7 protein-coding genes are annotated in these 12457 nt (G+C 62.8%); 1 reads left to right on the top strand and 6 read right to left on the bottom strand.

The annotated features are described in order from the left end of the window. The first annotated feature begins 45 nt into the window (after positions 1-45). A complete protein-coding gene (locus tag Y88_RS05680; protein WP_008067093.1) occupies positions 46-1395 on the top strand; it encodes an MFS transporter in 1350 nt (449 codons plus the stop codon). On the opposite strand, the gene Y88_RS05675 is transcribed toward Y88_RS05680, so the two are convergent. The 6 genes from Y88_RS05675 to Y88_RS05650 all read right to left on the bottom strand — a co-directional run bounded on the left by Y88_RS05675 (position 1386) and on the right by Y88_RS05650 (position 12161). Further along, positions 1386-2297, bottom strand: coding sequence for an ROK family protein (locus Y88_RS05675; RefSeq protein WP_008067092.1), 912 nt, complete (start codon positions 2295-2297; stop codon positions 1386-1388). The two genes, Y88_RS05680 and Y88_RS05675, sit on opposite strands and share 10 nt — an antisense overlap. 92 nt (positions 2298-2389) lie before the next feature. After that, positions 2390-2956 carry a YbhB/YbcL family Raf kinase inhibitor-like protein gene (locus tag Y88_RS05670; RefSeq protein ID WP_008067091.1) on the bottom strand — a complete coding sequence of 189 codons (567 nt, stop codon included), beginning with the start codon at positions 2954-2956 and terminating at the stop codon, positions 2390-2392. A gap of 4 nt (positions 2957-2960) precedes the next feature. Then, entirely contained in the window at positions 2961-4331 is a 1371-nt protein-coding gene (locus Y88_RS05665; RefSeq protein WP_008067090.1) for an amino acid permease, read from the bottom strand. Between the two features lie 74 nt (positions 4332-4405). Then, positions 4406-6610 carry a PQQ-dependent dehydrogenase, methanol/ethanol family gene (locus tag Y88_RS05660; protein ID WP_008067088.1) on the bottom strand — a complete coding sequence of 735 codons (2205 nt, stop codon included), beginning with the start codon at positions 6608-6610 and terminating at the stop codon, positions 4406-4408. Positions 6611-6846: 236 nt separating this feature from the next. Continuing rightward, on the bottom strand, positions 6847-9312 hold the full coding sequence (locus Y88_RS05655; protein WP_008067084.1) for a TonB-dependent receptor: 2466 nt from the start codon (positions 9310-9312) through the stop codon (positions 6847-6849). Between the two features lie 353 nt (positions 9313-9665). Then, positions 9666-12161, bottom strand: a complete 2496-nt coding sequence (locus tag Y88_RS05650; protein ID WP_008067082.1) for a TonB-dependent receptor — start codon at positions 12159-12161, stop codon at positions 9666-9668. Positions 12162-12457 lie beyond the last annotated feature (296 nt).

The raw sequence follows: 12457 nt of genomic DNA, 5'->3' as shown, positions 1-12457 counted from the left end.
GGACTCCGGTCGCAAGAGGCCGGTGAGCCTCAGGGAGAGAGTGCCATGACTGCCCATCGCCCGCGCCTTGCGCTGGGGCGTATTCTTGAAATGAACCTTGGCTTCCTCGGGCTCCAATTCAGCTTCGGGTTGCAGCAAGGCAATATGGCGCCGATCTACAGCTATCTCGGCGCCGACGAGAGCCAGTTGCCCCTGTTGCAACTGGCAGGGCCGATGACCGGCCTCTTGATCCAGCCCCTGATTGGAGCGATGAGCGACCGCACGTTCGGGCGCTGGGGGCGGCGCACGCCCTATTTCGTGACCGGGGCGGTGATGACGTCAGTGGGACTGGCGTTGATGCCCCTGTCCTCGTCGATCCTGATGGCGGTTTCGCTTCTGTGGCTGCTCGATGCGGGCAACAACATCACCATGGAGCCTTATCGCGCCTATGTCGTCGACAGGCTCGATCCGCCGCAGCAGGCGTTGGGGTTCCTGACCCAGTCGGCCTTTACCGGCCTTGCCCAGATGGTGGCGTTCCTGACGCCGTCGATCCTTGTCGGGCTGGGCATGGACCGTGACTGGGTCGATGCCCATCACATTCCCTATACCGTGCGCGTCGTTTTCGCGCTTGGAGCGGTTCTGTCGTTCTCGACGGTTCTGTGGTCGATCCTGCGCGTGCCCGAATTGCCCTTGTCCGAAAACGACAAGGCCGCGATCCGCGCTCGGCGCAACGGTGGGATGGCGGTCCTTGCCGAAATCGGCAACGCCCTGCTCGCGATGCCGCAGACTATGCGCAGGCTTGCGGTGATGAGCCTGTTCCAGTGGTTCGGGATGTGGGGCTACTGGACTTACGCGGTCTATTCGCTGGCCCGCACGATCGGGCATACGGCCGACCCGCACAGCACCGCTTTTCACAGCGCGGTGCTGACCTTTGGCGAAATGGCAACCTTCTACAATCTCGTCGCTTGTGTCGGGGCATTTGCCATGGTTCCCGTGACGCGCCGGATCGGGGCTGCATCGGTCCATGCGTTTGCCTTGCTTTGCGGCGGCGTCGGGATGATGACCTTGCCGTTCGTGACCGCGCCCGTCGGGGTTTTCGCGCCCGCTTTTGGGATCGGCCTTGCCTGGGGCAGCATCATGGGCAATCCACCGACCCTGTTGGGCCAGGTCGTCCCGGCGTCCCGTATCGGCGTTTACATGGGCCTCTACAACGTGATGATCGTGGTGCCGATGTTGCTCTTTTCCATTGTCATGGGGCGCCTCGACATCGGCTCCCTTTCGCTTGGGTTCGGCCTTTATCGCGAACTGCTGGGCGGCGATCCGCGGATGATGATGCGCCTGTGCGGAGCATGCCTGATCGCGGCTGCCATGGCGACCTTGTGGGTGCGGAGGAACGGGGCGCCGGTTCAGCGCTGAACGAGCGCGTGGCGTCCCAGTTCGATGGCGCCGGTAATCCCCGCATCGTCACCCAGATGCGGCGTCACGAGATACGTCTCGAGCCCCGGATCGAGACGGGGATGGCGGACATAGCCGCCGAGCCGCTCTTCCGTCGCCTTTCGCAAGGCTTCGACGAGGCCGGGCGTCTTCATCACTCCGCCGCCGAAGATCAGCCGATCGGGCATGTGCAGCAGGACCAGATCGGCCGCGAGATCGGCGATATAGCCCGCGACGAGCAGGAGGTCGGCAGGCGCCTGCGCCAGCTGGTCGAGCGTCTTGCCCCACCGCTTGAGAATGGCAGGACCGCTCGCCAGTCCTTCGACGCAGTCACCGTGATAGGGGCACACACCCGGAAACGGATCGGCGGCGGGATCACGATGGGGGCGGATATGGCCCGCTTCATAATGGGAAAATCCCATCATCGGGCGACCGTCGCGGACGATCCCGGTCCCGACCCCGGTGCCGATGGTGGTATAGGCCATGGTCTTTACGCCCTGGCCCGCGCCGGTGAGCCATTCGCCGATGGCAGCGCCATTGACGTCGGTGTCGACCACGATGGGTACGGCGAATTCGTCCAGTGCATCCTGATACCGCGCCCCGGACCAGCCGGGCTTGGGCGTCGTGGTGATCGTGCCATAGGCCGGGGAAGTCGGGTCGATGTCGATGGGGCCGAAACTGGCGACGCCGAAGCTGTCGATCGCTCCGTGTTCGGCCGAAGCGGTGCGGAAAAAGGCGACCACATCCGCCCATGTCTCGCTCGGGTGCCGCGTGGCGATCCGGGTGCGGGCGACGATGGTGCCGTCGTGGCGGGCGAGAGCGCAGATGAACTTGGTGCCGCCTGCCTCAATCGCGCCGATAAGCCCGTTCGCATCCGATTGCATTGTCGGTCCTTTCCTCGTCCCGCCGGTTTATCCGGTTTTCAAGCCGGACTGGTGGCACGCAGGGCGGTATCCTGCAATCGTTTCTGAACCGGTTACGGGCGTCGGTAGTCGCGCACGATCCGACCTTCGGCAAGGACGTGGCCGACTGTCGCGTAGTCATAGTCGGCGGTCGTCGCGGTGTCCGGCAGGTCGATCCGGGCGATGTCGAGCGCCTTGACCGTGATCACGTAATGATGGGCCGGATCGCCCTTGTCGGGGCAGGGGCCGTAATAGCGAGGTTGTGGTGCATCGCCGTCGGGGCGGGCCATGCGGGCTCCGGCGGGAAGGGGGCCGTCGGGATTGCCTGCGCCGCGCGGCAGGTGATCTGCCGTCCCGGGAATGTCGATCACGACCCAGTGCCACCAGCCCGATTGGGGCGGGCGATAGGGATCGTACATCGTCACCATAACGCTTTTCGTGCCCGCAGGGGCACCGCGCCAGACGATCTCGGGGGAGACCTCTCCCCCCGTGCATCCAAAGTCACGGCCGGTGAAAAGGTCGGGAATGAGTTTTCCGGCGGGAAGGTCGGGGCTGCTGACGGCAAGAGCGATCGGTGCGGTTGCCCCGGCCGTTCCGCTCGCCAGAAGAGACAGAACCGCAAGGGCAACCTGCAACCGCATGGGCTCAGGCGCCTTCGGCCAGAGCGACCGGCGCACGGCCGATCCGGGCACGGATCCAGTAGGCGACGACACAGGCCGCAAAGACGCCGGTCGAGAGCAGGACTTCAAGATACTGGTCGGGCGAGAGCAGCATCATGACAAGGACGGCCAGGATGCTGATTGCGGCGGCATAGCTGACCACAGGGAACAGCCACACTTTCACTCCCAGAACTTCGCCCGACTTTTCGAGACGCTTGCGCAGCTGGATCTGGGCGAAGGCGATCAGGAGGTAGACGCACAGGATCGTGGCACCCGACGACTGCACCAGGAATGCGAACAGGCCGTTGGGCGAAAGAACCGAGGTCAGCACCACGCCAAAGCCGAGTACCGAGGCAAAGATGATGCCGCCTGCCGGCACCTTTGTCGAGGAAACCCGCGTGAACAGACCCGGAGCATCGCCGCGCTGGCCCATTTCATAAAGCATGCGCGACGTGACGTAGATCGCCGAGTTGAGGCACGAGATGATCGCGGTGAAAATGACCGCGCCGATCAGGGCTTCGGCGCCGGGGATATGGATCATGCCGAGGGCTGCGACAAAGGGCGACTTGCCGGATTCGACGAGATCCCAGGGCAGGATCGCCTGAATGACGGTGATCGACCCGATGTAGAAGAACATGATGCGCAGGGCGACGGTACGACCCGCACGAACGACGTTGCGCGCCGGATCTTCGGTTTCAACGGCCGCGATGGTCGCCACTTCGCTGCCCATCATCGAGAAGATGACGGTCGGGATCGCAAGGAAAACCGCGCTCCAGCCCGAAGGGGTGAAGCCGCCGTGCTGTTCGAACTGATGGGCAAGGGCGGCAAGGCCAGGGCCGAAGCCGAAGACATAGCCAAGGCCGAGCGAAATGAAGCCGATGATGGTCACGACCTTGAGGCTGGCGAACCAGAACTCGAACTCGCCATAGGTCTTGACCGACATCAGGTTGACCGCCGTCATCGCCGCGATCAGCAGGGCGGCGAGCGCCCACATCGGCAAGGGGATGAACGGCATCAGCATGTTGGCGCCCGCGATCGCCTCGACCGCGATCGTGATGATCCAGAAATAGGAATAGAGCCAGGCATTGGTGAAACCGGCCCAGGGGCCGAGACCGAGCGAGGTATAACCGGTGAACGAACCGACGCCGGGGCGGGCCATCGCCATTTCGCCCAGCATGCGCATGATGACGAAGACGAGGAGCCCACACAGGAAGTACGTTGCCAGCACCGCAGGACCCGCGATGTGGATGGCGACGCTGGACCCGACGAAGATGCCCGCGCCGATGATGCCGCCGATCGAAATCATCGTCACGTGGCGCGATTTCAGTGAATGGTCGAGCGATTCGGTCTGCGCCATGAAATACTCTTGCTAGTCAAAAGGATCCGGTCAAACGGCAAGCCGACCCCTTGCCGGCTTGCCGCGCCAACCTGTTATTTTGCCGGTTTCTTGCCCGCTTTCACTTGCGCTTCATAGCCCTGCCGCTCGGTGTCGAGAAGGTAGGCGTGGATGTCTTCGACGTCCTTTTCGCTGACCAGATCGTTGAGCGGAGCCATGCCGAGCGATGCCAGCGCCCCCTTGAGCACGATGTCCTTGAACATGGCGTGCACTTCGGGGGGCAGGCGCGAAAGGTCGGGAGTGACGCCAGGGCCGAAGCCGTGGCAGCGCGAGCAATATTCGGTGAACTTTTCCTCGCCGTGCAGCAACTGGGCCTGCGTCGCCTTGAACGGCGGCGGGGCCGGGTAGTCGAACGGCGCTACCCGCTTTTCGGGTTGCGGAACCTCGCCGCCGCCCAGCTTGAAGACCAGGATGCGGTTGGTGTTCATGTTGCGATAGGCCGCGCTCGAAGGCGGAATGGGGAAGCTGATCCCCGAGCCGCCGTAGCCGACCTGAACTGCAACGTACTGCACGCCGTTGATCTTGTAGGTCATCGGCGCGGCCATGATGTGGCTGCCGGTCTGGATGGTCTTGAGCGGGGCACCGGTCTTGGCGTTGTAGACCCAGAGGGTGCCGTCGCCACGCCCCTGCACGACGACGTTGCCTGCCGTCGACAGGACGCCGCCGTCATAACCGCGATTGCCTTCCGAGGTGACCTGCTGCCAGACGATCTTGTGATTGACCGGGTCCCAGGCTTTCAGGATTTCGCGGACCAGCTTGGTGCCCGGGCGTTCCTTCTGCAATTCGGCCTTGTCGGGCATGGGGCCGAACAGGCGCTTCATCGCGGCGGGATCGTAAGTCTCGTCGGGGATGATCCCGTCGGCGTTGAAGAAGCCTTCGATATGCTTCAGCTTGCCGCCGTTGTCCGCCATGTTGAGGATGACGTTGGGCACATCGAGCGAGGGGATGTAGACCAGACCGCTCTGCGGGCTGAACGACATCGGGTTCCAGGTGTGCGCCCCGGCCCACGAGGGGTACACGTTCTTGGGCTTGAGCGTGTAGTCGGCCGTTTCGGTGAACTGCGGGCGGCCGGTCTTGAGATCGACGCCCTTGGCCCAGTTGACGTAGGAATAGGCGTCAGCGCCGAGAAGTTTGCCGGTCTTGAGGTCGAGCGTGTAATAGAAGCCGTTCTTCGAGGCCTGCATGACCACGCGATGCTTCTGCCCTTCGAACGGCAGGTTGGCGAAGATGAACTTCTGCACCGCGTCGTAGTCCCAGGAATCGCCCGGCGTTTCCTGATAGTACCAGTTCATGCGCCCGTTCTGGGCATTGACCGCGATGATCGAGGCGTTGAACAGGTCGTCGTGGCGCTCGGCCGCGTTCTTCACGCGCAGATAGGGCGACGCGTTGGCAGTACCGAAGACGATCTGGTCGGTTTCCGGGTCGTAGGAGAGACCGTCCCAGACCGCGCCGCCGTTCTGGTAGCGCCCGTCGCGATTGGGGCCCCAGGACTTGGCTGCCATTTCGAGCTCGGGATGTTCATAGGGCTGGTTCGGCGCGGGCGGCACGGTGAAGAAGCGCCACTTGAACTTGCCGGTCTTGAGGTCCCAGGCCGAGATATAGCCGCGCGAGGAGCCGTCGCCGAGGTCGGCACCGGAATTCCCGATCACCACCGCGTCCTTGGTCAGGATCACGCCACCGGTCGAGGCATAGACTTCCTTGCGGTTGATGATGGTGTCGGCCTGCCACTTCTCGGCGCCGGTCCTGGCATCGAGCGCATGAAGCTTGCCGTCTTCGGATGCGACGAAGACCATGCCGTCGCGATAGGCGATGCCGCGGTTGACCGTGTCGCAGCAGGCATTGCGGGCCGACATCGGGTCGATGCCCGGATCGAATTGCCACAGCAGCTTGCCGGTGGTCGCTTCGAGGGCATAGACGATGCCCCAGACGCCCGAGGTATACATGACGCCGTCTATCACCAGCGGCGTGGCTTCCTGCCCGCGGTCGGTGCCCATGTCGAACGCCCAGGCAAAACCGAGCTGTCCGGCGTTGGAATCGTTGATGTCGGTCAGCGCCGAGAAATAGGTCCCGGCCTGATCCCCGCCGGAGAAGGGCCACTGTTCGGCGGCGACGGGATAGGGCACCGACGATGTGTCGAGGCCGCCCGCGATCGACGCGGTGCTGACAAGGGCAAGGCCCGATGCCAGTGCTGCAGCGGAAACCAGAGCAATGGCGGAGGCGCGCAGACTCATCTTCTTCATCGGGTCATGTCTCCGTCGGAGGGTGGCCTTTGGGTGCGCTCGCATTGCGCGAAAGGCCTGAACTCAACAAAAGGGGCGGCGCAACGAAAAAGGACATTGCAGCGCAAAAAGGGTGGCGAGTGTCGCATTTCGTATCGGGCGGCGGCGAAGGCGGACGGCCCGGATCGACAAACGCGTGATCCCCGGAACCGCGCCGTCGCGGCCGTTCCGGGGATCGGGGTCATGCGGGCTCGTGATCAGTTGCCGAAGTGGAACCGGGCGGTGATGCCCCAGGTGCGCGGACGGGCATAAACGCTTTCGGTCGAGCCGAAGTAGAGCGAGCCGTCGTAGGCATAGGAGCGATAGGCGCGGTTGAACACGTTGTTCACGAAAACCGACAGATCGAGCTGGGTGCCTTTGGGCGTGAAGCCGAAGCGCAGGTTTTCGACCGTGTAGCCGCTTTCGCGTTCGACCGGAGCGCACAGCACGGTGAAGCACGACGAGGACTGGAACAGGCCGTCGGCCTGAACCGAGGCATTGCCGCCCGCCAGCGGGAATTCGTAGCGGATCAGCGCGCTGCCCGACCATTCGGGGGCCTGCGGCAGGTCGTGACGAACCAGCGTTACGCCATCGGGCAGAAGCACGTTCGAGACGTGGCTCTGTTCCCAGGATCCCGAAGCCTGCAGCGTCAGGCCGGGGATGGGATGCGTGGTGAATTCGGCTTCGATCCCGCCGGCCTTGGCCGGAAGGTTGCGGACGACCTGCGTGTAGCCGGACTGCACGAAGGCCTGGTAGTTGTGATAGTCGTAGTAATAGGCCGCGACGTTGAAGCTCGAGTGCATCGGCAGGCTGGTCTTGATGCCGATTTCATAGTCGTTGAGCGTTTCCGGGCGATAGGCGATCCCGTTGATGGTGTCGTAGACCGCCTGGCCGAGCACCGGGGTGCCGGTCGAGAAGGTGAAGCCGCCCGATTTCGAGCCACGGTTGTAGCTGGCGTAGATCAGCGTGCTGGTGCTGGGCTTGTAGTCGATTTCCGCACGCACGGTCGCGCCGCTGAAATTCGGGCGGGCATCGGCCGGGGTCGCGGTGATCGTGCCGCCGGTGGTGGTGCCGGTCGGGTCGTTGAACGAGATGCCGTCCGGGCCATAGTGCATGTTGAACCCGGAGTAGTACTCGCTGGCGTTGTAATAGCCGACCTTGTGGTCATGCCAGTAGCGGACGCCGCCGATCAGCTTCCAGTGGTCGTTGAACTTGAATTCGTCCTGCGCAAAGAACGCGTAGCTTTCGGTGCGCTGGGTGAAATTCACGGTCGGGTCATAGCTGTCGAACGGGGTCGCGTACTTCGCGCCATAGGTGCCGTCGATGATCATGCCGAACGCGCCGAAGACCAGGTAGTTCTTGCCGAACGCGGTCGACGCGCGCAGTTCCTGCGAATACTGGTTGGTCTTGTTGCGCTGGTAGAAGATCGTGCCCGGCGCATAGCAGGTGACCGAGCTCAGGCCGGGGCAGGGGCCGGGGGTATAGCTTGCCCCCTGAACATAGGAATACTCGGGCTGGCTGTCGCCCATTTCATTGTAGAACTTGTTGAGGTGCTGATAGTCACTGACCGAGACGAGGTCGAAAATGCCGACATGCGCGTCAAGGCGCAGCGTGGCGCCGAAGAACTGGCGGTCGACATAAGGGTCGCCGGTTGCGGCGATCGACCAGGGATTGCCGCCCTGCCATGCGATCACCGACTTGTTGTAATAGCCGGTCGCGATCGCGCCGGGGGTGTTGCCGTTGTAGGCGCTCCAGTAGCTGCAGACCTGATCGGCGGCGAGGTTTTCACCCTGCAGGTTGCTGTTGGGGCACGAGGGTGACAGCGCGTACATGCCCGCCTGCCGTTCGTGGTCGGCTTCTGTATAGCGAACGGTCAGCTTGGCCTTGAAATCGCTCGACGGCGTGTACTGGAAAATTCCGCGCAGGGCCCAGTGGTTGTTGGCGCCGCGATTGGCTTGTCCGGGAATGACGTTCTTGATGTAGCCGTCGTCGCGGTCATAGAGGCCCGAGATGCGGACGTCGAAATCCTTGGCGACCCGGCCCGAGATCGCGCCTTCGATCACGGCCTGATTATAGCTGCCGTAGGTTGCCGAGACATAGCCGTCGAGGTGATCGGTCGGCTGTTGCGAGATGAACTGCACAGCGCCGCCGGTGGCATTGCGGCCGAACAGCGTTCCCTGCGGACCGCGCAGGGCTTCGGTGCGGGCAAGGTCGAAGATCGGGAAGCTCGCCGACGACATCGACGAGGAATAGCTGTCGTCCTGGTAGACGGCGACCGGCGGTTCCTGTTCGTCGCCATAGTCGTTCTGGGCGATCCCGCGCATGTTGAAAACGACCTGCGACGAGGCATAGGCGTTGAAGCGCAAGTTGGGGATCGCGCGAACGATGTCGGTCGCGTTGTTGATGTTGAGGTTCTTGATCTGCTCGGCGTTGAGCACCGTGATCGCGATGCCGACGTCCTTGAGCTTCTGCTCGCGGCGCTGGGCCGTGACGACGATATCGGGGGCGGCGCTGGTGTCGGCAGCGGGCGTCTGTGCGGCGGCTGCGGTGGTCGCGGCCTGAGCCATCGCGGCATCGGGTGCGAGTGCGGCAAAGCCCACGCCAGCCATCAGCAGCGCAGCGAAGGCGCGCTTGCGTCCGGATATATTATTACCGGCAGTGGAACCAGAATCGACGATGCGCATGATGAGCTTCCCCTTAAAGCCTGACTTTATTGCGGCGTGCCGCGTTTTTTCCCTGTGGCGGATCGTGCAGCAAACGTCGGTCGCCAGCAAGTTGGGCAGGGGACTCCGGATTTTGCATCTGCGAAGATGAAGGGGGGTGTTGGGATTCCTGGAAATCTATAAAAAACAATTGGATGAATGTATCGCCCACCCTTGTTCGCTATTAAATTTCCCTAATACAGGTCATTAACTTGCTTGATGGGAAAAAGTGTTGCCAACAAGATACAGTAATCCCGTGCGGCGCCCGGGGGGTATTCCCGGGTGCCGGACAGGTCATGGGGCAGCACTGGTGACGTGCTGCGCGGGAACAGAAATCAGCCGCCGAACTTGATTTTTGCGCTGATCCCCCAGGTGCGCGGCTTCGCATAGACGCCTGCGGAATCGCCCCAATAGAGCGAACTGTCGAAAGCGTAGGTGCGATAGGCGCGGTTGAAGATGTTGTTGACGAAGAAGGCCAGATCGAGTCGGCCGCCCTTGGGGGTGAAGCCGATGCGGGCATTTTCGACGTGGTACGAGCCTTCCTGCTCGACCGGCGCGCACATGACGGTGAAGCAGAACTTGCCCGTGTAGAGCGCGTCGGCCTGAACCGAGGCATTGCCGCCTGCGAGAGGAAATTCGTAGCGGATCAATCCGTTGCCGGAGAAACCTGGGGCCTGGGGCAGGTTGTGATTGACGACGGTGACGCCGTCGGGAAGCACGACGCCCTTGACTTCGCTGTCCTGCAGCGCGCCCGAGGCCTGGATCGTGAGCCCTGGAATGGGGTGCACCGTAAAGTCGGCCTCGATCCCCTTGATCGTCGCAGGCAGGTTGCGGACGACCTGCGTGTAGCCGACCTGCACGAAGGCCTGGTAGTTCTGGTAATCGTAATAGAACGCCGCGAGGTTGAACTGGACGTGGCGTCCGATCTTGGTCTTGAGGCCGATTTCGTAGTCGTTGAGCGTTTCGGGGCGATAGGGAATGTTGTTGATCGTGTCGGTGATCGCGACGCCTGGATAGGGGGTGCCAGTCGAGAACGTGAAGCCCCCCGATTTCGAGCCGCGGTTATAGCTGAAATAGATCAGGGTATCGCGGCCGGGCTTGTAATCGATTTCCGCGCGCGCAGTCACGCCGCTGAAACTCGGTGTCGCGGCCGACGGCGAGACGGTGATGTCCGCGCTGTTGGCAACGCCTGTCGGGTCGTAGAACGAGATCCCGCCCGGGCCCCAGTTCAGCGTCAGCCCCGAGATGGTTTCATAGGCGTGATAATCGCCGCGTTTGTGGTCGTGCCAGTAACGCAGGCCGCCGATCACTTTCCACTGGTCGTTGAACTTGAATTCGTCCTGCGCAAAAAAGGCGAAGCTGGTGGTGCGCTGGCTGAAATGGACGGCCGGATCGTACTGGTCGAACGGGGTCGCGAACTTGGCGTAGTACTTCCCGTCGAGGATCATGCCGAAGCCGCCGAAGACGAGGTAGTTCTTGCCGAACTTGGTCGAGGCGCGCAGCTCCTGCGTATACTGGTTGACGCTCGACCCCTGGATAAAGACCGAGCCCGAGGCATAGCAGGTGACCGATTGGGCCGGAGACGGGCAGGCGGCCGTGGTATAAGGTGCAAGCGCGGTGCCTTCCGGAAAGAAGATTTCCGGGTCGCCGTCGCCGACTTCCTGATAGTACTTCTTGAGATACTGGTAGTCGCTGATCGAGACGATGTCGAAGGGGCCAGCCTTTGCCTCAAGCCGCAGGGTTGCGGCGAACATCTTGCGGTCGACATAGGAATCGCCGGTGCCGGCCGTCTTCCACGGATCGCCGCCCTGCGAGGGCGAGATCGCGGGATTGGTATAGCCGTTGGCAGTCGATCCCGGAACGCCGCCATTGTATGACGTCCCGTAATAGTTGTTCCAGTACTCGCAGACCTGATTGGCGGCGAGGAATTCGCCCTGCAGCTGCGCATTGGGGCAGGCAGGGCTGAGCGAATACATCGACGCCTGCCGCTCGTGGTCGGCTTCGCCGTAGCGCAGGGTGAGGCGGGCGCGGAAATCGCTGCTCGGGTCCCATTGCGTGATCGAGCGCAAGGCCCAGTGATTGTTGCCCCCGCGATCGGGTTGGCCGGGGGTGATGTTTTTCAGATAGCCGTCGTCGCGGTCATAGATGCCCGACAGGCGTTCGGTCAGGTTGCTGGTCAGCCCCCCGGAAATGGCGCCTTCGAGGATCGACTGGTTGTAACGGCCGTATTGCGCCGAAAAATAGCCTTCGAGCCGGTGGGTAGGCATGTTCGAGATGAACTGCACCGCGCCGCCGGTGGCGTTGCGTCCAAACAGCGTTCCTTGTGGTCCGCGCAAGGCTTCGGTTCGGGCAAGGTCGAAGATCGGGAAGCTCGCCGTGCTGATCGAACTGGCGTAGCTGTCGTCCTGATAGACCGCGACCGGGGGTTCCTGCTGGTCGCCGTAGTCGTTCTGGGACACGCCGCGAATGTTGAACACGACCTGCGACGAGGCATAGGCGTTGTAGTGAAGGTTGGGGACCGCGCGGACGAGGTCGCTCGCATTGTTGATGTTGAGCGCGGACAAGTCCTTGTTGCTCAGCACCGAGACGGCGATGCCGACGTCCTGAACGCGCTGTTCGCGACGTTGTGCGGTGACGACGATGTCGGGCGTTCCGCCGGTCTCCGTTGCGGCCGGTTGCGGAGCCTCTGCTGCCTGTGCCGTGGACGGGATCGCGCCCCCCAGCGCGGTTCCCGCAAGGGCGATGATGGCGATGGCGCGCAAGCGGTCGGCGCGCGCAGCCTTGCCGCGCGACGACGACGCGGCAAGGCTGCCGCGGTCGATATCTTGCATGATGTGCTCCCCTTCAGAGTCGGCATGCCTCCAACACGCCGACCGACTTCAGGAGGGTGCCTTAGCCCCCGAACCGCAACAAGGCGCCTTCGCAATCCTTTTAAGCGGGTAGGAGCAAGGGTGGTGAATTCTCAGGAGCGGTAAAGTAATGGAAAATCATTGCCTTGCTGCACTTCGGCAAGGTGCGGTCGAAGATCGGGGTGTGATCCAGATCAAGGAGGCCGAAATTTCCCCGGCCTATGGCATTGCGTGTTTTCCCATTCGCCCGATACCCTCTCGGGGGTATCTTGTGCTAT

The organism is Novosphingobium nitrogenifigens DSM 19370, from assembly GCF_000192575.1.
Lineage (GTDB): Bacteria > Pseudomonadota > Alphaproteobacteria > Sphingomonadales > Sphingomonadaceae > Novosphingobium > Novosphingobium nitrogenifigens.
The sequence above is the reverse complement of the archived record's forward strand: the minus strand, read 5'-3'. Positions and strand labels throughout refer to the sequence as shown.

Excerpts from the sequence above, each read along its gene's own strand:
- Y88_RS05680 (WP_008067093.1), top strand. The coding sequence starts at position 46 with ATGACTGCCCATCGCCCGCGCCTTGCGCTGGGGCGTATTCTTGAAATG.
- Y88_RS05675 (WP_008067092.1), bottom strand. The coding sequence starts at position 2,297 with ATGCAATCGGATGCGAACGGGCTTATCGGCGCGATTGAGGCAGGCGGC.
- Y88_RS05670 (WP_008067091.1), bottom strand. The coding sequence starts at position 2,956 with ATGCGGTTGCAGGTTGCCCTTGCGGTTCTGTCTCTTCTGGCGAGCGGA.
- Y88_RS05665 (WP_008067090.1), bottom strand. The coding sequence starts at position 4,331 with ATGGCGCAGACCGAATCGCTCGACCATTCACTGAAATCGCGCCACGTG.
- Y88_RS05660 (WP_008067088.1), bottom strand. The coding sequence starts at position 6,610 with ATGAAGAAGATGAGTCTGCGCGCCTCCGCCATTGCTCTGGTTTCCGCT.
- Y88_RS05655 (WP_008067084.1), bottom strand. The coding sequence starts at position 9,312 with ATGCGCATCGTCGATTCTGGTTCCACTGCCGGTAATAATATATCCGGA.
- Y88_RS05650 (WP_008067082.1), bottom strand. The coding sequence starts at position 12,161 with ATGCAAGATATCGACCGCGGCAGCCTTGCCGCGTCGTCGTCGCGCGGC.